Consider the following 21,259-nt stretch of genomic DNA (forward strand, 5'->3'; position numbering starts at 1 on the left):
ACACTCACCTCGGTACGGCAACCACCGACGCGGACAGCCCACGCCTACCGCAGTGAACTGTTCCAAGTCAGCAGTGGCGCCCGAGCCGAATGCATCGCATCGGGTTCCCATCGCTGGGAGTCCGACCTTGCCGTGGGGGTGGCGACGAAATGATACGGAACTGGGGTGAGCCATATGACTGAATTGATCGAACAGGTCGAGAAGCTGGCACGAGAGTTCGCGGCGAGCGGCGCGACAGTGGGAACGGTGGAGCTGCACAACGGTGTCGGCGGCTACGGCGCGTGGACTCGCGACATGGTCGGCGTGCAGAGACCGGTGCGTCTGGACCCCCTGCTCATATCGGCGGCGGTGCGTGCTGAACTGGGCGCGGAGGCGAACGACATGACGCAGATGCGGCTGCGGCTGTTCGGCGATAGCTATGAGTTCCAGTACCGTTGCGAGTCAGGGCGTTACTACGACGTCTTCGAGTGGGAGTTTGCCCGACAGGTGATCTGCGACCCCGCTTACCGCTATCCCGGCCATGCTATCCCGGTCCCGGTCCCGGTCACCGACGCCGCCCCCGATGGCCGCCCCACCGATCCGGAGTTGGTCGCGACCGTGGCCGACCTGGTCCGCGAGTACGTGGAGTTGCGCACTCGGCAAGAGGGCCACACGCCGCAGTTGGGCGGCGGGAACACCGAAGCCGAGATTGTCGCAGCCGAGACGCGGATCGGTTTCCGGCTGCCGGAGGAGCTGCGTGCGCTGTATCGGGTGGTGAGCTATGACGATGACCTAGGTCTGCTGGCGTTCACCCGGCTGTTGCCACTGGCTACCGTCGCCGCGGCCCACCTCAACGATGACGTCGAGACGGCCGGCCTGGACTACGGCAATGGCACCATCGGAGCGTGGCCGGACTCGCTGTTCGGCGGCCGCGGAAGCAGCGTGTTCGAATCTTGGCCCCACGGCGTGGTGCGCCGAGTCTCGCGCAGCCCGAAATGGCTGATTATCGGCACCTACGACCGCGATGTGACCGCTGTCGACCTCGACCCTGGCCCGATCGGCGTGTCCGGACAGGTGATCGATTTCGAACCCGACGGGACTTCCTCCGCAGTCCGGCGGGACGATTCCGTTCTCGCAGTGCTGCGGCGGACAGTCGAGTCGCTGCGCGCGGGCAAGTCGGTGCTGGAGGAGTACGACAACCCCCATCCGCTGGCTTGGGCGTGCCTGCGCGGCGTGGATGAATCGGTCGCGGAGCTTCCCGGTGCGATCGCCGTACAGGGTCTCACGGTCGAGGGTCGTGACTCGTTCGACGCCGCGGAACTGGCGGCGCTGCCGCTGCTGCGGGCGCTGCGCGTGCGCGGTGTGGAATCGGTGCAGCTGTCCGTGCCGCACACGGTTCCGCTGGAACAGTTGGAGCTCACCGCACCGCGTATCGATCTGGAGCCGCTGGCGGGCCACCCGACTCTGTGGGACCTCACTCTCCGTGGAGCGACCGAGCCCGTGCACATCGGCCCGTTGGCCACACTGCCGTCGCTGCAACGCCTGGACGTCTCGGAGATCGAGGTCTGGGACCTCGAGGCGGTCGCGGCGCTTCCGACCTTGCGGGTGCTGGTGGCCACCGTGCGGCAGTGGCAGCTGCTGCGTGATCGGGACGCGGTGCCCGCCGGACTGGCCGCCGCGGAGCTGGCGGGTGACGCCGCCTTCGACGACGAAATCACCTGGGCCGCAGGTTTCGGCGTGGACCCCGTCACCGCTTCGCTGCCGATCGTGCGCGGCACGCTCTGACGAGTTCCTCGATATCTCGTACTGGGTGATCGGAGCTACACCCACGACCTCCGACCGGTTTAGACCTGCTGATGCGTGCCTGGTCCGATCGCGGCTGGGCGACGCGAACCGATCGGAATACGCGCCCACGCACCACCGTTTACGGACGCACCTTCCGACAGATACGGTCGCACTATCGCGCAGAGTATGAACGGCTATCTCATCAGATCCAGGTTGAGTGCCCGCAACCGTTGGTCGGCGGCTGTAGCCGGTCCGAATGTCAGGCAGGGCCGGTCGGGAACAGCGCGCGGCCCGAGGTCCAGGCGCGTGATCGGCTCCCCCTCGGGTGGGGTGAGGTTGAGCACCCAGTCGCCGAAGCGGCGGATCGTGCGCGTGATGTAGGGGGTGATGGTGGCGAGGTCGTCGGGGTCGACCGGATGTCCTTGCGCGGCCAAGGCGTTGGCGTCGTCGGTGATGTGCAGGGCGGTCGAGTAGATCGTGCAATTCGCGACCAGTTCGTTGAACTTCACCACCCGTTCCTCGTGAACGGGATCGTTGTGACCGATCAGCTTGCCACCGAACATCAGCCACGCGGCGAACCCGTGGAACGTTTCCACCCGGTTGGTGATCGCGGTGATCTGCTGCCGCAGTTCGGGTTCGGACAGAAACCGGGCAGCGTGATAGTCCTGATGACGCGCCCAGCCGCTAACGGACATCCGAGCGATGACCAGTCGATGATGTCGTCCGGTGCGCTGGTCGCGCTACGGGCAGCTGGTCGTGAGCGGCCCACCCCGCAGTGCGGTATCGATCAGCTCCCGTACCGCGCTGTCGACAGGTTCGTCGGCGTGGCCGACCTGCCGTCCGGGACAGAACGACTGAAGGCTCCTGTTGGTAGCCCCCGGCAGTGAGTTCGTCTCTCCCCCGGCACCTTCGGTGAACAAGTGATAGGCGGGCAGGCCGGGCGGCACTGCGGGGTCAGCGTTGAGTTCGTGAGGAACTCCGATCCAGGAGCCATGTCGCGACAGCCCTCAGACCACACTGCACACAGCCATCCAAGGGGTTCACCGAGTTCGGGCGTGCCGAAGTCGACGTAGGTGCCGACCTGATCCGATCCGCCGAGGAACTTGGTGTAGTGCCGTTGGGCCAGGCCACCCATGGAGTGGCCGGCCAGGTCGACGTGCACCGCGCCGGTCTCGCGCCGGATCTCCGCAACCTTGTCGGACACAGCCCGCGCCGAGTCGGCGATCGCCGCGGTTCCGGTCGGGTTGCCGCGCAGCACCATCGAATACGCGGCATACCCGCGCGCGTCGAGCCAACTCCGCAGGCTTTCCAGTTTCTCTTGATCCGCGTCGTAGCCGCCGATCACCAACACCGGATTTCGACCAACGGCGGGGGTCGCGGCCGCATGGCCTGCGACCGAACCGACTGCCGCGCACACCATGACGACGGCCAATCGAACAATCCGCGCGAGCATCAGCACCGACCCGCTTTCATCGACAGTCCCCCGTTCGGCTGAACCTTACCGGCGTGCCATCGACCGTACGATGCCACCTGGATCACACACGTCGAGCCCCGAAGGGTGTTGGGCGATGCCGCACGACCAGCTCCGCGCGAAATTCCTTGCCGTCGACACCACCGCACTCTGCGACGCCGACAAGGCAACGCGCGTGCTGCACAGCGCCATTCGAGCCCGCTCCGCCACCACCATGATTTCGGGCCCGCATACACCGTCCGATGCCGAGACGACTTCTTCGCCGTCTTGCGCGCCATCGAATCCGCTACGCCCGGCGATGTCATCGTCGTCGTCGTCGTCGTCGACGGCGGTCGGGAGATCGCGTTGGCCGGCGAACCCTTCGCCCGCGGCGCCCTCGCCCGGAAACTCGGTGGCATCATTATCGACGGCGGCTACCGCGACATCACCTACGTCCGTACCTGCGAACTCCCGATCTGCAGCCGCTATGTCACCCCCATGGCAGGCACCACCGCAGCCCTCGGCGAACTGCAGATCCAGATTACCTGCGGCGGCGTCCCGGTGGCCCCTGGTGAGCTGATCCTCGCCGACGACGAAGGCGTCGTCGTCGTGGATCCCGCCCGTGCCGAGGCTCTCCTGGACGCGGCGGCAACCGTCAAAGCCGCCGAAGCAGCCGTCATTGCACAGTTGAACGCAGGATCGACCTTGAGCGATGGACTCAATGTCGCCGAACACACCGCGCTATTGCTGGACGGTGAGCCGTCGTCACTCCGATTTCTGTCCTGATTCCGGCGCACTGTCGAATCCGCAGCACGTCGTCAGGCGCCTCGGTTCTTCGCGACGTAGTCGTCGATCTCACCGAGGTGAACGTCCAACCGGGCGGACGTAATAGGGTTCCGGGTAGCAATCGTCGAAAATCGGGCGGATGCGGGCGTAGCTCCTGGTTGGGGTGACTTCGTGGTTGGGCTGCAGTGCGGGGTGGTTGGTCGTTGACTTGGCGGCCGATGAGGTTGGTCGGTGGGCTGGGGTTTGTGGCGCCACATGTGTTCGGGGATGAGGAGCTGGCGCTTCTGCGGGGGTCGTCCGCTGGTCCACGTTTGGGTGATAGCTACCGCGACCCCTGGTCGGTGTTTATCTGTGTCGCCGACTACGTATTCCAGAATGGGTCGCCCGCTTCCTTGCGGAGTCGGCGTTGCACCAGGAAGGGAACCACGCCGGGCCATTGCTTCCTCGGTGTGCTCAGCGCCGCGGCCATCTCCGCCGTGTTCGCCACGGTCATAACTGTCGTCTGGTCGAGTTCCGCGCTCGCCAACCCGAGCGCCGGATTCACGATCGACGGCCCCGGATGTAGCTGGCTGCCACTCCGATTCAGCTTGTTGTGCATGCATTCGTGGAACGCCAACTTCGCGAGCATTTCTGCATTGTGGCCGAGCCCGCGGACCTCGGATAGCATTTGCGAAGAACCATTCACGGCTCTGATCAACGTTCTACCCCCGAGCAACGGCGCACCCTGATCGTTCGCGAATTTCTCGATCGCCGAGAGGTCGTCCGGGATGAAATGCACCTCGAGAAATCTATCGTCGATGGCGAATTCGGCGGGCACCGGCAGAATCAGCGCGCCGTCCGCGAACCCGGCCTGCGTGGCGATCGGATCGAAGAAGCCCTTCAGCCGATTCATGACGTCGATCAACTTGCTGGCGGGCTGTAGGACTCCGAAGACGTCGCTGAGGAATACGTTGTAGGTTGCCATGGCGCCTCCCGCCATCGAACTTCGCCAACGCACGGGTCCGTTGGCTTTCCAGATCCCATTCGACACCAGCGTTCGGCCGTGATCGCGAGTAGTCAGCTACTTGTCTTTGCTGTTCGGCGGTATGCGCGGGCCATCATGTCGAGCAAACGCCCGGCAGTGGAACTATCACACATGTGTTCGAGTTCTGGTCACCGAAAGGACAGCAGGCCCGAATGACCGCGGCGAGATCCGATGACATGCAGCCATCATCCCCCGCCGATGCCGCCCGACCGGGCAAAGGCATCGATTCCACGACGAGCTCGTCACGCCGAAGACCCCGATGCCGATGAAAAGGCTGCCCCCTCAGAGCTTTACGCAGCTCGAGCGACCGCGCGGCAGGTCGCCGGGCGGTCGCTCGACGGCGTCATCCGGGCATGCTCAGGGCTTGTGGCGCGGATACGAGATAAACCGATGGCGGTGGTGGCGATGGTGATTGCGTTGCCGGCCGGGGCTTTCGGGTGGTGGCGGCGCGAGACGAGCAGGCCGCGCTCCGTGCGGTGGACCGTCGGCGGATCGCGAACCCGAACCTCCGCGATGCTCGACGGTGCGTGGCAGCCCGGCGAGTCCGCTGACATGGGGCGCGAAAGCCCGTTGCCAGGACCATATTCCGGATTGCGCCCATCTGATGCAGTTGGCGGCAGGCGAGTCGCTACCAGGGCCGATCGCCATCCAGCGACGGTTGCGCCGCCCGTCGAGGCCGGCTGCCGCCGAGCAAACTCCGTTGTGCTCCGCGCTCGACTCTCAGCGGGAAGTTCCCCGGTTCGTACGCCGCGTGATGCGCCGCCACCAACTCGCCTGCTCGGCTATGGATTCCGATTCGTGCTGCGGTGGAATCGCTTTCATCGGCACGGCGGTGTTCGGCTGTGCCGTGCCACGTTCGGTGCGCCACTGCGCGACGATGTCGTCGGCAGCGACCGGCGCGACCGGAACGTGCGGCCCGGTCGGCAGCCGCAGCCATTCGACGATCCGCCGGTTGAGCTCGGTCACTGTCTCGCGTACCTGCTGTTCGGTGTCCAACTCCCGCACGACCTCCGGCAGCCGCTCCACATCACGACGCAGCAGCAATGACGGCGGCAGCATCGCATCAGCGCTCGCACCTTCGCGCCGGAGGTAGTTCTTCAGCCACCAGTTCTCGTCATCCACGCCACCGGCCCCGGGAATAGGCTTTCCCGCACCGGGCAGGTTCTGGAACTCCCCACGCTCGGTCGCCTCGCGGATCTGCTTGTCGATCCACGATTCGAAGGAAATGCCCAACGGCTTGCGCTCGGTCATCGCCACCATGTCGACCGCACGTGCATACCGCGATATTACCGAGGTGCGGAATCGGAGGCCGTGCGAAGAATGTTCATCGAAACCGCCCTCGGCGGGTGCTTGTGTTCGGCACGGTGGGGAGCAGGCTCGGTACGAGAGGAGACTGGCAGGATGACCACACCGACGAACCCCGGCGCTGTCGCGCGTCGGTACATCGAGGCGATCGCGGCGCAGGACTGGGAGACGGTGGCAGCGTGCTGGCAGCCCGGCGCGATCGATGACTTCGTCGGGATCGCCCGACTGCGCGCGCCCGAGGACGTTGTCGACTACTTCCGGGCGATCCATCGTGCGGTGCCCGATTTTCGGGCCGAGATCATCTCGGTGACCGAGCAAGATGACCGAGCAGCGGTGCACTGGCGCATGTGGGGCACCTTCGACGGCACCGAGCCCTTGATCGGGGTCGCACCCAACGGGTGCGCGCTGAATATCCTCGGGACCGACGTGTTTGTCGTGCACGATGGCGCGATCGCGGCGAACACCGCAATCGCGAACGGCCTCGAGATCGCCAGGCAGTTGGCGATCATGCCCGCACAAGGTTCGAGGGCCGAGCGGTTGATGTTCATGCTCGTCAATTCCGTTGCGCCGGTTACCAAAGCGCTGCGTGCTCGGCGGCGGCGTAGCCCGGTAACCTGACCGACCGCCGCTGCCGCGTGCGGGGAGAAAGTCCGTCGTCCTGCTCGAGCGCGAGGACCCGCACCAGCGAACACGACGCGCGTCACCGTCGAGGTAGCGACGCGATCGCGCCGTGCGCCGATGACGGAGTCCGAACGGTGCATTCGGCCTGCCCGCCGGAGTTGGCTGCCAGCCAGTCGGCGAAGGGTCCGGCGATGCAATGGGGCAAGAGTTCGCGTTCGGTATCCGCCGCCACTGTTTCCTGCAATCCCAGTCGAGATGCCGACAATTCGGCCGCCGCGCTGGACATATCGATGACGACATCGATGCCGCGCGGCGTCCGGTCGGATCGACCGATCTCGACGACCTCGTGCCCCTCGCGGCGCAGCGCCTCGACAAGTTCTCGCCCTGCGCGTCCGGTGGCTCCGACCACCGCAAACCGGCTCAGGTTGTTCATCCCAACACTCCATCCCATCCACTCACCGGTGATCCGGCAGCTTCAGGATGTGCGGGCATGTTGATAATTTCGCGATACGTCCGCGATGGAGCGCTCGGTCCGGACGGTGGACGAGGCTTCCCTTCGGGCGCTGCCACCGCGCCGACTTGTCCGAGGCTCGGCGCAATCACCAGGTGCGGAAAACGCTCTCCGGATCAATACGATCACCGGCATGAACGACACGAACGAGCTGACTTCCCCGGCCGCAACCCCTACCGATGCGGTTGCGGAGAATACCGGGAACCCACTGCGCGGCTGGGAGAATGAAGATCACATCAGCCGCACCCAGTACCGGAAGGCGCTGGCGCAATACGAGTCGACGCGTCGGGCGGTGCTTGCCGCACTGTCGGACGATCCGACCATCGGGCGAATAACCGAAATCGGCCGCGAGTACGGAGAAGCATTCAACATCCTCGAGGAACAGGATCCCTTCATCGACACCGCCGACCGCGAGGATCTTTTCGATGCCCTCGACCACATCCTCGATGAAGCGGAAGCCGAGCTGAGACTCGACCTCGATTGGGCCCGTGAAAGCCTCATCGAAGGCGCCGAGTCCGTCCGCGACTGGTAGCCGCCGGGTACCTGGTCACCGCGCGTAACGCTCGGATCTGAGGTCGGGCTTGATCCGTCCGGCGGCGACCAGGGTTTGGAAGGCAACTCGCTTCCACGGGCACGACTCGACTCGGCAGTCCCGGTGCGTGCGCATCAATGTGTGTGCCTCATCGATGCTGAAGGCCTGGGCCGCATCCTGCGGCGGGGCATCGGCCGTGGGCCATCCGAGCGAACAGAACGCCTCACGGTCGACACGATCGCGAGACTCGTAGGGAATCGGCTCTTCCCGGCGTTCGTTGAGGACCGACGTCGCGAACAGCACGCCCGCGGTGACCGCGACGACTATCAGCACGACGAGAATCCACTGCCAACTGGTCATGGCCGGTCGCTTTCTGTGCTGTGCCGCACGCCGCGGCGCAAGGTTTGGTGCGGGGTGATGATGATCAAGTCGGCAACCACGAGCAGCGCACGAGCGAAATCGGCCACATGGATGTGGCTGGGTGTGATCACCGCGTCGGCGTCGGTTCTGCTCACCGCCACCAGGATCCGGCTGAACGGGTGTGGGACTTCCGGGCCGACAGTCACGATGGTGTCGAGCCGGTAGCCCTCGGCCGCCGCGAGATCATTGATCGCTTTTTCCTCGACCTCCCGGTCGTCGCCGGAGATGTCGCGCCGGAGGAATCCGATCGCGCGTTTCATCGCATTCCGGCCAGCTACGCTGGACATGCTTCAGGGGGCCCAATCTTCTGAGGTATACGAAAGGCTGAAGCGGCTGGAACCGCTTTGGTGCTTGTGGCCCCCGGTGGCTGGAACCACCGGGGGCCGCTCTTGTCGAGACCCGGAGCGATCACGGGCCAACTCCCGATCGGTCTGCTATGTGAAACCGTCCACCTCCGGGTCGTGATCGAGTCTCATCCGGAATACGAAGGCGCTGTACCGATCGCGCGGATAGCTGACGTCGGAGATCATCACCACTTCGTCGGCGGCATTGATGAATCTCTGGTGCACGGTCTTGACGAGTTCGCCTGCGGCGGTGCCCAACCACGTCGCGTGTTCAGGCACCGGCGGCCGGTCGGTGATCGTCTCCTCCAGGTACGCCGGGGCCTTCTGTACGTGGTCGACGGGCTGAAAGGTATCGGAGATCGAGATCGGTCGCCCATCCTCGGTGACGCGGGTGATCACGTGCATTACCTCGTCGTCGGGAGCGATGCCGAGCAGCTCCGCAAGGTTGCCCGCTGGACGTCGGCGGACATCGCGATCTACGCACACCGGACGATCCGACTCGTTGCCGAAAGAACCCTCCGCGCTTTCGAACTGCCGCTCGGGAGATACCCGGACCAGATCGGGTCGCTCGGAGACGAAAGTTCCCTTGCGGGCCACAGTGCGGACAAGCCCCTGACTGAGCAGCAGTGCGACCGCCTGACGGATGACAACACCCGAGACCTCATACCGCTCGGCCAGTTCCGAATAGCTGTGCAATTGGGTACCGGGCGCCAGCTTGCCGGTTCGAATCTGCTTCGCGATTTCGCCGGCGATGGCAACGTATGCGGGTTCCGGCATCGCGAGGTCCTTTCGACAGCGTGAGCCGAAGTGTATACGTCGCTGTGTATACACAATGCGGAATCGCCGAAAGTCAGGAGCGTCGGCGCCAGCACTGCGCGGTGTCGTCGAGGTTCCACCATGCGACGAAGTTCGAATCCTGATCGAGCAGCTGCCACTCGGCATCGAGGGTCTCGAAGAAGGCGTCGTTCGCCGTCTTTCCGCCGCGCGGCTCGCCGATATAGATGACGCGATCACCCCCTGCCCGCCGGTAGGACGCGAGCGCTTCCGACGCCATCGGATTACCCCAGCCCGGCGGCCAGCACAACAGCAGTACACCCGCGCCCTCGGCGCTCGCGGCGCGCAGCGCCGACAGTTCCTCCAGATCGCCCACCCGACTCCAGGTGGCGGGTTGACCTGCGGCAACGGGGAAAGACACGTTGTCGTGAACGCCGGGGGGTTCGGAATCGAATGCGAGCACCTCGCCTCCGCCCCTGGCAATCTGAGCGGCCCAGTATCCGCGACCGGCCCCGACTTCGAGCACCCGCCTGCCTCCGCACACCTGCGCGATCCAGCTCAGGGTTTCCGGCGAAGGGATGGCGTAGGCATAGGCAGCCTGCAGAACGGTCTGTGCGTACCCCAGTCGCGCGCTTCCGTTGTCTCGCCCCCCGTTCACCACCCGACCCGGCTCCCCCGCCCGGTCAGTGACAGCGGGAGCGACGATGTCCCAATACGGGTTGTCGCTCGGCCCGCCGGTCATGTAATGCAGCAGTCGAATGTCGAACGCACGATCGGCCTCGTCATCACCGCTGCCGGGCAACCGCGGGACGGTATCGAGGTAGTCCGCCACTGTCGGATACTCGGCCCGAAACCGCGCGTCATCGCCGAGCAGGGCAGCAAGCTCGTCTCGCCGCTCGGGTGCTAGTAGGAATTCGGTCACTCTTTGATTCTGACCGTCTCGTCGCGCCGCCGCCGTATCAACGGAAAATCTGTTGTCCGGCAATATCTTTCGTCAGAGACAAGATCATGACGCCGGCCCGGTGCCATCGCGCGCCCGTTTCGAGCGTGACCAGCCGAAGGTCAGCGATACCGCGCGCTTCCAATTGTCGTATTCCTCGGCACGCAGTTCGGGATCCATCTGTGGCATCCACTGTCCTGCCAGGCGCCAGTTGTTGCGCAGGCCTTCGAGGTCCGGCCAGTAGCCCACGGCCAGCCCAGCGGCGTAAGCCGCTCCGAGAGAGACGGTTTCGGGGACGAAGGGGCGCATGACGGGGATGTCGAGTACGTCGGCGACGATCTGCATGAGCAGGTTGTCGGAGGTCATGCCGCCGTCGACACGCAGGGTTTCGGCTTGCAGGCCGGAGTCGGCGTTCATCGCGTCGACCACTTCACGAGTCTGCCACGCGGTGGCTTCCAACACGGCGCGGGCAATGTGGCCTTTGGTGATGTAGGAGGTGAGGCCCGCGATGAGGCCGCGGGCGTCGCTGCGCCAGTGCGGGGCATAGAGACCGGAGAAGGCGGGGACGATGTAACAGCCACCGTTGTCTTCCACTGTGCGGGCGAGGGTTTCGATTTCGGGGGCGCTGGCCACCAGGCCGATATTGTCGCGGACCCATTGCACCAGGGAGCCGGTGACCGCGATCGGGCCTTCCAGGGCGTAGACCGGCTCGGGGCCGATCTGATAGCCGATGGTGGTGAGTAGACCGTGGGTGGATTGCACCAGTTCGGCGCCGGTGTTCATCATCAGGAAGCCGCCGGTGCCATAGGTACACTTGGTTTCCCCACGGGCGAAACAGGTTTGGCCGAACAGGGCCGCGTGCTGGTCGCCGAGAGCCGCGGCGATACGAATGCCGGGCACGACGCGGCGCGTGGTGCCGTAGTCCCCGGTCGAGGGTTGGATCCGGGGCAGCATCGCGGCGGGGATGTCGAAGAAACCGAGCAGCTCCTCGTCCCAGGTGAGCGTGGCCAGGTTCATCAGCAGGGTGCGGCTGGCGTTGGTGACATCGGTGACGTGGCTGCCGCCGTCGACGCCGCCGGTGAGGTTCCAGATCAGCCAGGATTCCATGGTGCCGAACAGGACTTCGCCGCGTTCGGCCCGCGCGCGCAGACCAGGAGTGGTGTCGAGCAGCCAGCGCAGCCGAGGTGCGGCGAAGTAGGTGGCCAGGGGTAGGCCGCACAGTTCACGGATCCGGTCCGCACCGGGTTTCGCCGCCAGTTCGTGGACCAGCTCTTCGGTGCGCACGTCCTGCCAGACGATGGCGCGGCGCAGCGGGGTGCCGGTGGCGCGATCCCATACCACCGTGGTCTCCCGCTGGTTGGCGATGCCGAGGGCGGCGATCTGATCGACGGTGATGCGGGAGTCGCGCAGCACCTGCGGCACGATGCGGTCGATATTGCGCCAGATCTCCATTGCGTCCTGCTCGACCCAGCCCGGCCGCGGATAGTGTTGCTGATGTTCACGCTGCGCCACACCGACCAGGCGGGCTCGCTGATCGAACAGGATGCACCGGGTGGAGGTGGTGCCCTGATCGATCGCCAGCACAAAGCGTTGTGTCATCCGCAGCTACTTCCTGTCGGGATCGGTGGCCGCATCCGCGGGTCACGGCCGGAGAGCGAATTCGGGTCGTACCCACGGCGGTCGAGTAACCACCCGGTACGGCGCGGGAAGGTCAGTGTCCCGCACCCAGATCACGCGACACGGCGTGCGCGGCGTCGAGCACATGACCCACCAGCGCGGGCCGATGCCGCAGCTTCGCGTCGCACAGCCGGTCGACGGGGCCGCTGATGCCGATGGCGCCGACCACAAGTCCACCATGGGCGCGGATCGGCGCCGCGATGCCCGCTTCGCCCGGCCGGAATTCCTCGGTGTCACCGGCCCATCCGGCCTGGCGCACCTCGGTAAGCGCCCTGGTGAGCAGGACGCGGTCGACGATCGTTCTCCGGGTGAGCGAGGGCAGGTCGCTACCGCGCACCGCGGCCGCCAGGTCGGAGTCGTAGGCCAGCAGCACCTTGCCGAGCGCGGTCGCGTGCGGCGGCAGCAACTCCCCGACCTCGAGTGCCTGTTCGCTGTTGTCGGGTCGAAAGACGTGATGGACCACCACCACAGTCCCCTCGGCCGGGGCTCCGATCCGCACCGACTCCCCGGTGCGCGCGGCAAGCCCGTCGGCCCAGTTGATCGCGCGTGAACGCAGCTCGTTGGCGTCGAGGTAACTGGTGCCCAGGTGCAGCAATGCCGCGCCGAGCTGGTACCTGCCGCTGGCCGGGTCCTGTTCGACGAACCCGACACCGTGCAGGGTGCGTAGGATGCCGTGCGCGGTGGGCTTGGCAAGACCGAGCGCCCCGGCAATATCGGCGACGCCGAGGCGGCCGGAACCGCGAGCGAGCAACCGCAGTACGGCCGCCGCTCGCTCGATCGATTGGATCGGACCTGGCATAACCGGAAACTTAACCGGAACCCTGGGGTTCGACAATGTCGAACGCGCGGCAATCTCTGAGCAATACCCGAGTCGCTCGGCAAGACCTGCGCCATAGCGACCTTCTCGACGCCCGAACAGTAGCCGCGTCAGCACCGCGCCGACGCTTCGATCGTTCAGCATTGTCGAACGCGAGGTGTATCCGATGACGAAATCCGTCCGTAACGTCGCATCGACGGTCGCGGTCGCGACCTAGCACGGCGAACGGAGACTCAACGGTGAACTTCGGCTCGATCTTGGTGGGTGAAGCACTCGGCGCGGGTGTGCTGATGCTCCTCGGAGTCGGTGTGGTCGCGAATGTGTTGCCGACCACTACAGGGTGGGCGCTCAGGATCGCCACGAGCGAGCACGTCATCGACGCACGGCACCTCGGCGCCCCGAAGCCGCGCATCGGCGAGGCGCAGTCATGAGCAGATATGTCGGCGCCATCGATCAGGGCACCACGAGCACCCGATTCATGGTGTTCGACCACGGGGGCAACGAAATTGCCCGTCACCAGCTCGAGCACGAACAGATCCTGCCGCAACCGGGCTGGGTGGAACACAATCCCACCGAGATCTGGGAACGCACCAGGGCCGTCATTCAGAGCACCCTCACCAAGGCCGATCTGACCGCCGCAGATTTCGCCGCCGTCGGCGTCACCAATCAGCGCGAAACCACGGTGGTGTGGAATCGCCGGACCGGCCGCCCCTACAGCAATGCCATCGTCTGGCAGGACACCCGCACCGATCGCATCGCCGCCGAGCTCGAAAGCGCAGGCCACGGCGAAATCATCCGCCGCAAGGCCGGTTTGCCGCCCGCTACCTACTTCTCCGGCGGCAAGCTGCGCTGGATCCTGGACAACGTCCCCGGCGTCGCGGCCGATGCGCAACGAGGCGAGGCGATCTTCGGCACCACCGACACCTGGCTGCTGTGGAACCTCACTGGCGGCACCGATGGTGGTGTGCACGTCACCGATCCCACCAACGCCGCCCGCACGATGCTGATGAGCCTGGAAACCCTCGACTGGGACGAAGAACTGTTGTCACTGTTCGGAATTCCGCGCCCCATGCTGCCTACCATCGCCCCCTCCGCCAACCCCGAGCTGTTCGGCACCACACGCACCGACGGACCGTTCGGCGGCACGGTGCCGCTGGCGGGCATCCTCGGTGATCAGCAGGCGGCCACCGTCGGGCAGGTGTGCTTCCGTCCCGGCGAAGCGAAGAACACCTATGGCACCGGAAACTTCCTACTGCTCAACACCGGTCACGAAATCGTGCGATCCACCCACGGGCTGCTCACCACCGTGGCCTATCAGTTCGGTGCCGAGAAGCCGGTGTACGCGCTGGAGGGCTCGATTGCGGTGACCGGCTCGGCCGTGCAGTGGCTACGTGATCAACTCGGCATCATTTCCGGTGCTGCACAAAGTGAATCGTTGGCGCGCCAAGCCGAGGACAACGGCGGGGTGTACTTCGTGCCCGCATTCTCCGGACTGTTCGCGCCCTACTGGCGATCCGATGCCCGTGGCGCGATCGTCGGTCTTTCGCGCTACAGCACCAACGCCCATCTCGCGCGCGCGACCCTCGAATCCATCTGCTACCAGACCCGCGATGTCGTCGAAGCCATGGAGGCCGACTCGGGGGTGCGGCTGGACGTGCTGCGCGTCGACGGCGGCGTCACCGCCAACGAACTGTGTATGCAGCTGCAGGCCGACTTCCTCGGCGTTGCCGTGTCGCGTCCGATGGTCGCCGAGACGACCGCGCTCGGCGCCGCCTACGCCGCCGGTCTCGCCGTCGGATTCTGGGGCAGCACAGACGAACTCGTGCAGAACTGGCACGAGGACAAACGCTGGAACCCGACTGGCAGTGAACACCAGCGCGAGCGCGGCTACGCCCGCTGGAAAAAGGCGGTCGCGCGCACCCTCGACTGGATCGACGGCGAGGACTGAAAAGCCTCGACAACCCGTTATCGACTACTGACTAGCACTGAAACAAGGAGAACGCTGTGTCCGCTCGTTTGGACCCCGCCTACCGCGCTGCCGCGCTGAACACCTTGGGCGACCACGAAATCGATGTCCTCGTCATCGGCGGCGGCGTCGTCGGCGCAGGCGCTGCCCTCGATGCCGCCGCGCGCGGCCTGTCGGTGACCCTGGTGGAAGCCAGGGACTTCGCGGCAGGCACGTCGAGCCGGTCGAGCAAACTCATCCACGGTGGACTGCGCTATCTCGAGCAGCTCGACTTCGCGCTGGTGCGCGAGGCACTGAAGGAACGCAGTCTGCTGTTGCGCAAACTGGCGCCGCACCTGGTCCGCCCGGTGTCGTTCCTGCTGCCGCTCCAGCATCGGGTGTGGGAGCGCGCCTACATCGGTGCGGGCGTCGCACTCTACGACACCATGGGCGGCGCACGGGCACTGCCGATGCACCGGCATCTGTCGCGTACACGGGCACTGGGCTTGGCGCCCGCGCTGCGTGCCGACGCGATGACCGGCGCCATCCGCTACTTCGATGCACAGGTCGACGACGCCCGCCACACCATGACGATTGCCCGCACCGCAGCGCAGCATGGCGCCACGGTACTGACCCGCACCAAGGTGACCGGCCTACTGCGCGACGGTGCCCGCGTCGTCGGCGCGCACGTCACCGATGTCGAATCCGGCCGCGAATACAGCGTGCGCGCTCGCCGCGTGATCAGTGCGACCGGCGTGTGGACCGACGAGATGAACCAGATGACCGGCGTGGAGTTCCCGTTTCATGTCCGCACCTCCAAGGGTGTGCACATTCTGGTTCCGCGCGAACGCCTCGACCTGGGCACCGGGCTGATCATGCGCACCGAGAAGAGCGTGCTGTTCGTGATTCCGTGGGGCAACCACTGGATCATCGGCACCACCGACACCGATTGGTCTCTGGACAAGGATCATCCCTCGGCAAGCAATGCCGACGTGCAGTATCTGCTCGACCACGTCAACGCGGTCCTGCGCGAGCCGCTGACCCGCGCCGACATCGTCGGCACCTATGCCGGTCTGCGCCCACTGCTGTCGGGCGCCTCCAGCGACACCGCCACCCTCTCGCGTGAACACGCTGTCGCCGAACCGGTTCCGGGCCTGCTGGTGATCGCGGGCGGCAAATACACCACCTACCGGGTGATGGCCGCCGACGTCGTCGACGCTGCCGTCGAGGGTCTCGGGCGCGCGGCCGCGCCGTCGGTGACCGAGCATCTGCCGCTACTCGGCGCGGTCGGCTACCAGGAACTGGCCGCCGACGTGCACAGCGTCGCTCAGCGAGCCGGACTGTCCACCAGCACCGTCGAACGACTGCTCGGCCGCTACGGCTCCGCCGTCTGCGACCTGTTCGAGCTGATCGCCGCCGACGCCGACCTCGGCAAGCCGATCACCGGCGCCGAGGAATACCTCGCCGCCGAAATCGTCTACGCGGTCACCCATGAGGGTGCGCTGCATCTCGACGATGTCCTTACGCGTCGCACCCGGATCTCCATCGAGTCCAGGGACCGCGGCCTGGCCGCTGCGCCGGAGATCGCCTGGTTGATCGGCCCCTACCTCGGCTGGGACGCTGCCGACACCGACCGCGAGGTCGCCCGCTACCGCGACCGCGTCCAGGCCGAGCTGGCGGCCAACGAGGCCGCCGACGACGAAACCGCCAACGCGGCTCGCTTGGTCGCCTGCGCCTGACCGGTCGGCGGGGAAGGCCGCGGCTAGGATTGCCGCCATGGACGAGATCGCCCGCAAGCCAACCGTGCTCGCCGTCGAGGCCGCCCTGCGTGCGGCCGGAGTGACCCCAGCGGTTCGGGTCCTGCCGGAGACCGCTCCCACCGCGGTCGCCGCGGCCGAACAACTCGGTTGCCCGGTCGCGGCGATCGCCAACAGCCTGATCTTCGATACCGGCGGCAGCCCGCTGTTGGTACTCACCAGTGGCGCGCATCGGGTCGACACCGGCAAGGTCGCCGCGCACCTGGGCGTCCCCGAACTCGCTCGTGCGAGTGCCGCATTCGTTCGCGAACACACCGGCCAGGCCATCGGCGGTGTGGCCCCGGTCGGGCACCCGGCTCCGATCCGGACGGTGATCGATGAGACCTTGGCCGTGCAGCAGCAGATCTGGGCGGCCGCCGGACACCCGCACACCGTTTTCCCGACCACTTTCGACGAGTTGGTCGCGGTCACCGGCGCCGAGGCGATCGCGGTCAACTAGCCCGATTCGGACGGCGCCGACGTGCGAGCGTCTCCCCGACGAGAACGCGCGCCGCGCCGCCCACGAACTCTGGTCAGCTCTGTGGTGACCGCAACACCAGGACGGTGATCTCGCTGGGCGCGAAAACCCGCAGCTGCGGGCCCCAGAATCCGGTGCCGCGGCTCGTGTACAGCTGGGTGCCCGCGCTGTGCCTGCTCAGTCCCGCGATCACCGGCTGCTCGAGCCGAACAAGGTAGTGGAACGGCCAGATCTGACCGCCGTGGGTGTGGCCGGAGATCTGCAGTGCGACACCCGCGGCGGCGGCTTCGGCAACCTGGCGGGGCTGATGGGCGAGCAGCACGATCGGTGTGTTCGGTTGCGCGCCCGCGAGGGCGGCAGACAGGTTCGGGCCATGGCCTTCGAGCCCGACACCGGTCGGGTCGTCGATGCCCGCCATCACCAGGTGATCCCCGCCACGGCCGACGGTCTCGTGCTGATTGTGCAGCGGCTGCCAACCGATCGAGGCCATGTGCTCGATCCAGCCGGGCGCATCGCCGAAGTATTCGTGGTTTCCGGTGATGTAGAACCTGCCGAGCTCGGCCTCCACCTTGCCGAGCGGATCCACCTGCGCGCGCCGCTTCGCGACCGACCCATCTGCGAGATCGCCTGCGTGGCAAGCGATATCGGGCCGCTGCGCGTTGACGACCTCGACCACCCGCTCCGACCAACGCAACCGGTCCAGCGCCGCGAAATGGGTATCGGTGATGACAACCATCCGCAGCCCGTCGAGTCCGCGCCCGAGTCCAGGGATCGACACCTCCACTGTGCGCACCCGAGGCACCCGCCGAGCCTCGACGATTCCCCACACCGTCAACACGGCCGCCACCGCGAGCACTCCGGCCGCGACGATGCGCGACCGCCCCGGATCCTCCACCCCGGCGACGATCAACCCGACCCGGGCAAGGTTGCCGATCACCGACCAACTGAACACCACCCACATCACACCGAGCAACGTGTCGCCGACGATGGATGCGGCATCCGACTGTGCGGGCCCGTGTCCGAGGAACATCGTCGCGGGCAGGCAGAGGAACCCGAGCACAAACACCGCCGACCCCAGCCAGAACAGCGCGCCTGCGCCGCCGGTCGGCGCCTCGACCACCGTCCACCAGGGCAGCAGGAACAGCACGGCGGGAATCGCCAGGAACAGAACAACACGCGGAACGTACTTCAACAGGATTCGTCCTTGTTGGCGCAGGGTGCAGCGCACGGTCCACTCCCGCCCGGCGCTATGGGCGCTATCGACGATAACAGCGTTAACCCAACGTCGGCGTCGACCACATCCCAGTACAGAACCTACGGCTGATAAGGCGGCGCGACGCCCCAGCCCCAATGCGGCATCGGCGCATCCAGTGGCGGGTGTGCCTCGGGCTGTGAGTTCGTCTGCGCGATACGGGTGCCCCACTCGATATAGGAGGCGAACGCAGCGCGGAATTCTGGGTCGGCGGGCAGACCGACCTCGTCGGCGGCGTCCATGAGCAGATTCACCCAGCGCCGCCGCTGCGGTTCGGTGATCGCTTTGCCGAGGTGCTGACGCACCATGTGGTGGTAGCCGCCGCGCTCGCTGCTATAGGTCTCGGGCCCACCGAAGACTTCGGCAAGCCACATCGCGACATATTTCGGATGCCCGGGGTCCATGCCGCGAAACAGTGGGCCGACCACATCGTCCTGCAGGACCTCACGGTAGAACGCGGTGGTCAATGCCTCGAAGGCCGACATGCCGCCCGCCCATTCGAACAGGGTCGGTACGGCGGGATCGCCGACAGCAGAGTCCGTCACCAGCCCACCCTACACAAAATCCGGACTGCACCACCGCGCGCGAACGTCCGTTGGGCGTCGGATTATCCAGGACTTCCCCCACTGCGGCATCACTCCGGCGAGGGAGACCAAATCCCCACCGGAGGTGATGATCTCAGCGGTTTGCACCCCTACCATGGCGGCGGTGACCGTTGCCGCTCTTGCCGTTCGCGGCCGTGTCCTGCTCGTCACAGGACTGTGCGCGCTGTTCGTGTCCGTCTGCGTGGCATCGGCGTTCGCCGACTCGCCCGCCTCGGGCGCGGACGTGTCGGTCGCCCAAAGCCTCGGAGATCGTGAACTGACTCTTGTGCTGCGCCGGGTGACCAGCGTGCCCGGCCCACTTCGCGTAGACGTCGTCACTCACACCGGGACTGCCGCAGGCCGACTCACCCTGGCGGCGACACCGACCGGAGCAGCAGCGCACCCGAGGGCACCTGCCCCGGGAGCGCCCAGCACCGAGACGGTGATCGACCTCGGCGGCACACCCGGGATGTACTCGGCCACACTGGTAATGGATCGGGCCGGGCCCTGGGAGCTGGCCGTCGGCGACGGCGTGCGCGTGGCGCGGATCCCGTTCATCGTGCCTGCACAGGTCACCTCACCGCCGGAGCGTCTGGTCTACGGCGGGTTCTTGGTCGCGGGGGTGCTGCTGCCCGTGTCGATTCTGATGGCTGTTCGCGCCCGCCGCAGCGGGTGGGCGCTGCTTCCAGCCGGTGGGATGGTGGCCGCACTCGCGGCGTCGGTGACCGCGGCGCTGCTCTCGGCGTCGCTGCCGCTTCCTCCGCAACCCGGCGGCCAGCTGGACCCGACGGTGGACAATGTCGAGAACCCCTATGCCCTACGACAACCGCTGATCTCGGACTTCTCCCGTCCCCCGGTACTGCTCACCGTCGCAGGTGGCCCATTGTCGGCCGGGCGGCCGGGCGAGCTCGATCTGGTCGTGATCGACGCGGCCACCGGCGCGCCCGTCGACGACCTGCTCGTCCACGACAGTGCGCTGATGCATCTGCTGGTGGTCGGCCCGTCCGGTCGACTGTCGCATCTGCACCCGATCCGGATCGCCCCCGGCCGCTATCAAGTCCATCTAGCCGCGCCCGAGCCCGGGCATCATGCCCTCTCGGCCGAGCTGGCCCGCCGCGGCGGCGGGATCCAAATGGTGCGCGCCGCAACCGGTTTCGTTGTCGCACCGGGTGTGACAGCACCGGTGCCGCCGGTGCGCGCGGTGTCTCTGGGCACAACGTCCACCACCGCATCGACGGTCGTGGACGCCAACCCCATCACGGTCAGGACTACGACCGCGGTAGCAGGCACACCGATCACCCTCACTGTCGAGGTCGGCGACACCGCAGACTTGCAACCTTGGCTCGGCATGGTCGGGCACTTGATCATGGCTGGACCGCTGCCGGATACCGATCGCACCGACATCGCTGCGGCCGTGGAGGATTCGCCCGTCTGGGGACACGCGCACTCGATGGGCTCGACATCGATGGCAGGTATGTCGGGGATGAGCGGTATGCACGAGATGGGTGGCACAACTGCGGCCGCGAGTCGGGGAACCATGCTGATGCCGTCCGTGAACGGCGACAGCGCCCCCGACGAAACCGTGGCCGCCTACGGACCCGATGTCCCTTTCACCTATACCTTTCCTTCCGCGGGCCGATATCGGCTGTGGATCCAGGTCGAACGGCACTACACCGTGCTCACTGTCCCGGTCGTACTCGATGTAGCGGCCGCCCCGACGGCGGGAGCGCACCGGTGAGCGCCACGCCGGTGACCAGCCGGGGTTCGCGGCGGTGTGGTGTTCTCGTCGGTGGTGGTGGCGCCGTCATCGTGGTCATCGCCGTCCTCGTGTGGCTCGTGTGGCCACGCTCGGCCGGCCCGGTGGTGCTGAACACCGGCACAGCTCAGCACCTCGTAACCGTCACTGTCGACAGGCTGCGCCTGGGCATCACCGACATCGACGTCACGATCACCGACCGGGCCGGTGTTCCGATCGACCATGCCGCAGTGCAGTTTCAGGCGAACCAGTCGCTCATGGGCCACGCCGGACAGCCGGTAACGGCGGCGCCCACGAGGCCCGGCCACTTCCATCTGACCGATGTGGCGTTGATGATGACCGGTCCCTGGGACCTGCGGCTGTCCATCGATACCCACGACGGCGGCGAGCAGCTCACGCTGCCGGTCTGGGTCGGTGGCTGACATCGAGGCCACCCACACGCGTCAGGAACAACCACCGCAGCAGGACCAGAGAAAGGACTGC

The 21,259-nt window shown here is 66.5% G+C and carries 23 protein-coding genes; 10 read left to right on the forward strand and 13 right to left on the reverse strand.

Annotation, left to right across the window (positions count from 1 at the left end; all coding sequences use genetic code 11):
- The first annotated feature begins 174 nt into the window (after positions 1-174).
- Positions 175-1,764 carry an SMI1/KNR4 family protein gene (locus tag AB0M74_RS00430; RefSeq protein WP_364900003.1) on the forward strand — a complete coding sequence of 530 codons (1,590 nt, stop codon included), beginning with the start codon at positions 175-177 and terminating at the stop codon, positions 1,762-1,764.
- Positions 1,765-1,958: 194 nt separating this feature from the next.
- On the opposite strand, the gene AB0M74_RS00435 is transcribed toward AB0M74_RS00430, so the two are convergent.
- Positions 1,959-2,459: a Tn3 family transposase gene (locus tag AB0M74_RS00435; RefSeq protein ID WP_364900004.1), complete on the reverse strand. Its 501-nt coding sequence runs from the start codon at positions 2,457-2,459 to the stop codon at positions 1,959-1,961.
- Positions 2,460-2,551: 92 nt separating this feature from the next.
- Complete coding sequence (locus AB0M74_RS00440; RefSeq protein WP_364900005.1) at positions 2,552-3,217, reverse strand: alpha/beta hydrolase; 666 nt, start codon at positions 3,215-3,217, stop codon at positions 2,552-2,554.
- Between the two features lie 105 nt (positions 3,218-3,322).
- On the opposite strand from AB0M74_RS00440, the gene AB0M74_RS00445 reads away from it, so the two are divergent.
- Positions 3,323-4,000: an RraA family protein gene (locus AB0M74_RS00445; protein ID WP_364900007.1), complete on the forward strand. Its 678-nt coding sequence runs from the start codon at positions 3,323-3,325 to the stop codon at positions 3,998-4,000.
- A 361-nt stretch (positions 4,001-4,361) separates the two neighbouring features.
- Here the strand turns inward: AB0M74_RS00445 and AB0M74_RS00450 are convergent, their stop codons facing one another.
- Together AB0M74_RS00450 and AB0M74_RS00455 are read right to left on the reverse strand one after the other, a co-directional pair.
- Positions 4,362-4,964, reverse strand: coding sequence for a hypothetical protein (locus AB0M74_RS00450; RefSeq protein ID WP_364900009.1), 603 nt, complete (start codon positions 4,962-4,964; stop codon positions 4,362-4,364).
- 780 nt (positions 4,965-5,744) lie between these two features.
- The gene (locus AB0M74_RS00455) at positions 5,745-6,275 is read right to left on the reverse strand and encodes a DUF1992 domain-containing protein (RefSeq protein ID WP_364900011.1); all 531 of its coding nucleotides are present in this window, start codon (positions 6,273-6,275) and stop codon (positions 5,745-5,747) included.
- A 150-nt stretch (positions 6,276-6,425) separates the two neighbouring features.
- Here AB0M74_RS00455 and AB0M74_RS00460 point away from each other — a divergent pair, with 150 nt between their 5' ends.
- Positions 6,426-6,947 (forward strand): ester cyclase, encoded by a 522-nt coding sequence (locus tag AB0M74_RS00460; protein WP_364900012.1) that lies wholly within the window; start codon positions 6,426-6,428, stop codon positions 6,945-6,947.
- A gap of 82 nt (positions 6,948-7,029) precedes the next feature.
- Here AB0M74_RS00460 and AB0M74_RS00465 read toward each other — a convergent pair whose 3' ends face one another.
- On the reverse strand, positions 7,030-7,383 hold the full coding sequence (locus AB0M74_RS00465) for a hypothetical protein (protein ID WP_364900014.1): 354 nt from the start codon (positions 7,381-7,383) through the stop codon (positions 7,030-7,032).
- Positions 7,384-7,594: 211 nt separating this feature from the next.
- On the opposite strand from AB0M74_RS00465, the gene AB0M74_RS00470 reads away from it, so the two are divergent.
- Complete coding sequence (locus AB0M74_RS00470; protein WP_364900016.1) at positions 7,595-7,993, forward strand: hypothetical protein; 399 nt, start codon at positions 7,595-7,597, stop codon at positions 7,991-7,993.
- Positions 7,994-8,008: 15 nt separating this feature from the next.
- Here AB0M74_RS00470 and AB0M74_RS00475 read toward each other — a convergent pair whose 3' ends face one another.
- From AB0M74_RS00475 to AB0M74_RS00500, 6 genes are all read right to left on the reverse strand, one after another.
- Positions 8,009-8,353 carry a hypothetical protein gene (locus AB0M74_RS00475; protein ID WP_364900018.1) on the reverse strand — a complete coding sequence of 115 codons (345 nt, stop codon included), beginning with the start codon at positions 8,351-8,353 and terminating at the stop codon, positions 8,009-8,011.
- The gene (locus tag AB0M74_RS00480) at positions 8,350-8,673 is read right to left on the reverse strand and encodes a hypothetical protein (protein WP_364900020.1); all 324 of its coding nucleotides are present in this window, start codon (positions 8,671-8,673) and stop codon (positions 8,350-8,352) included. Before AB0M74_RS00480 ends, AB0M74_RS00475 begins: the two co-directional genes overlap by 4 nt.
- Positions 8,674-8,847: 174 nt before the next feature.
- Entirely contained in the window at positions 8,848-9,534 is a 687-nt protein-coding gene (locus tag AB0M74_RS00485; protein WP_364900021.1) for a GntR family transcriptional regulator, read from the reverse strand.
- A gap of 73 nt (positions 9,535-9,607) precedes the next feature.
- Positions 9,608-10,453 (reverse strand): hypothetical protein, encoded by an 846-nt coding sequence (locus AB0M74_RS00490; RefSeq protein ID WP_364900023.1) that lies wholly within the window; start codon positions 10,451-10,453, stop codon positions 9,608-9,610.
- Between the two features lie 84 nt (positions 10,454-10,537).
- Positions 10,538-12,070 carry a glycerol kinase GlpK gene (glpK, locus tag AB0M74_RS00495; RefSeq protein WP_364900025.1) on the reverse strand — a complete coding sequence of 511 codons (1,533 nt, stop codon included), beginning with the start codon at positions 12,068-12,070 and terminating at the stop codon, positions 10,538-10,540.
- Positions 12,071-12,182: 112 nt separating this feature from the next.
- Positions 12,183-12,947, reverse strand: a complete 765-nt coding sequence (locus AB0M74_RS00500) for an IclR family transcriptional regulator (protein WP_364900027.1) — start codon at positions 12,945-12,947, stop codon at positions 12,183-12,185.
- Between the two features lie 257 nt (positions 12,948-13,204).
- Here AB0M74_RS00500 and AB0M74_RS00505 point away from each other — a divergent pair, with 257 nt between their 5' ends.
- The 4 genes from AB0M74_RS00505 to AB0M74_RS00520 are packed head-to-tail and all read left to right on the forward strand — an operon-like array spanning position 13,205 to position 17,166.
- Complete coding sequence (locus tag AB0M74_RS00505) at positions 13,205-13,396, forward strand: hypothetical protein (protein ID WP_364900029.1); 192 nt, start codon at positions 13,205-13,207, stop codon at positions 13,394-13,396.
- Complete coding sequence (glpK, locus tag AB0M74_RS00510; protein WP_364900031.1) at positions 13,393-14,913, forward strand: glycerol kinase GlpK; 1,521 nt, start codon at positions 13,393-13,395, stop codon at positions 14,911-14,913. The genes AB0M74_RS00505 and glpK (AB0M74_RS00510) overlap by 4 nt, the downstream gene beginning before the upstream one ends.
- A 56-nt stretch (positions 14,914-14,969) precedes the next feature.
- Positions 14,970-16,649, forward strand: coding sequence for a glycerol-3-phosphate dehydrogenase (gene glpD / locus AB0M74_RS00515; protein ID WP_364900033.1), 1,680 nt, complete (start codon positions 14,970-14,972; stop codon positions 16,647-16,649).
- A gap of 37 nt (positions 16,650-16,686) precedes the next feature.
- Positions 16,687-17,166, forward strand: coding sequence for a YbaK/EbsC family protein (locus AB0M74_RS00520; protein WP_364900035.1), 480 nt, complete (start codon positions 16,687-16,689; stop codon positions 17,164-17,166).
- A gap of 73 nt (positions 17,167-17,239) precedes the next feature.
- On the opposite strand, the gene AB0M74_RS00525 is transcribed toward AB0M74_RS00520, so the two are convergent.
- Positions 17,240-18,376 carry a metallophosphoesterase gene (locus AB0M74_RS00525; protein WP_364900037.1) on the reverse strand — a complete coding sequence of 379 codons (1,137 nt, stop codon included), beginning with the start codon at positions 18,374-18,376 and terminating at the stop codon, positions 17,240-17,242.
- Between the two features lie 122 nt (positions 18,377-18,498).
- Complete coding sequence (locus AB0M74_RS00530) at positions 18,499-18,981, reverse strand: group II truncated hemoglobin (protein WP_364900038.1); 483 nt, start codon at positions 18,979-18,981, stop codon at positions 18,499-18,501.
- Between the two features lie 163 nt (positions 18,982-19,144).
- On the opposite strand from AB0M74_RS00530, the gene AB0M74_RS00535 reads away from it, so the two are divergent.
- Both AB0M74_RS00535 and AB0M74_RS00540 read left to right on the forward strand, forming a co-directional pair.
- Complete coding sequence (locus AB0M74_RS00535) at positions 19,145-20,758, forward strand: hypothetical protein (protein WP_364900040.1); 1,614 nt, start codon at positions 19,145-19,147, stop codon at positions 20,756-20,758.
- Entirely contained in the window at positions 20,755-21,198 is a 444-nt protein-coding gene (locus AB0M74_RS00540; protein WP_364900042.1) for a hypothetical protein, read from the forward strand. Before AB0M74_RS00535 ends, AB0M74_RS00540 begins: the two co-directional genes overlap by 4 nt.
- Positions 21,199-21,259 lie beyond the last annotated feature (61 nt).

It is taken from the genome of Nocardia sp. NPDC051463, from assembly GCF_040681975.1.
In the GTDB taxonomy this organism is placed as follows: Bacteria; Actinomycetota; Actinomycetes; order Mycobacteriales; family Mycobacteriaceae; genus Nocardia.

Coding starts and splice junctions, on each gene's coding strand:
- AB0M74_RS00430 (WP_364900003.1), top strand. CDS start 175: ATGACTGAATTGATCGAACAGGTCGAGAAGCTGGCACGAGAGTTCGCG.
- AB0M74_RS00465 (WP_364900014.1), bottom strand. CDS start 7,383: ATGAACAACCTGAGCCGGTTTGCGGTGGTCGGAGCCACCGGACGCGCA.
- AB0M74_RS00435 (WP_364900004.1), bottom strand. CDS start 2,459: ATGTCCGTTAGCGGCTGGGCGCGTCATCAGGACTATCACGCTGCCCGG.
- AB0M74_RS00440 (WP_364900005.1), bottom strand. CDS start 3,217: ATGCTCGCGCGGATTGTTCGATTGGCCGTCGTCATGGTGTGCGCGGCA.
- glpK (WP_364900025.1), bottom strand. CDS start 12,070: ATGACACAACGCTTTGTGCTGGCGATCGATCAGGGCACCACCTCCACC.
- glpK (WP_364900031.1), top strand. CDS start 13,393: ATGAGCAGATATGTCGGCGCCATCGATCAGGGCACCACGAGCACCCGA.
- AB0M74_RS00500 (WP_364900027.1), bottom strand. CDS start 12,947: ATGCCAGGTCCGATCCAATCGATCGAGCGAGCGGCGGCCGTACTGCGG.
- AB0M74_RS00455 (WP_364900011.1), bottom strand. CDS start 6,275: ATGACCGAGCGCAAGCCGTTGGGCATTTCCTTCGAATCGTGGATCGAC.
- AB0M74_RS00450 (WP_364900009.1), bottom strand. CDS start 4,964: ATGGCAACCTACAACGTATTCCTCAGCGACGTCTTCGGAGTCCTACAG.
- AB0M74_RS00520 (WP_364900035.1), top strand. CDS start 16,687: ATGGACGAGATCGCCCGCAAGCCAACCGTGCTCGCCGTCGAGGCCGCC.
- AB0M74_RS00480 (WP_364900020.1), bottom strand. CDS start 8,673: ATGAAACGCGCGATCGGATTCCTCCGGCGCGACATCTCCGGCGACGAC.
- AB0M74_RS00485 (WP_364900021.1), bottom strand. CDS start 9,534: ATGCCGGAACCCGCATACGTTGCCATCGCCGGCGAAATCGCGAAGCAG.
- AB0M74_RS00475 (WP_364900018.1), bottom strand. CDS start 8,353: ATGACCAGTTGGCAGTGGATTCTCGTCGTGCTGATAGTCGTCGCGGTC.
- AB0M74_RS00460 (WP_364900012.1), top strand. CDS start 6,426: ATGACCACACCGACGAACCCCGGCGCTGTCGCGCGTCGGTACATCGAG.
- AB0M74_RS00470 (WP_364900016.1), top strand. CDS start 7,595: ATGAACGACACGAACGAGCTGACTTCCCCGGCCGCAACCCCTACCGAT.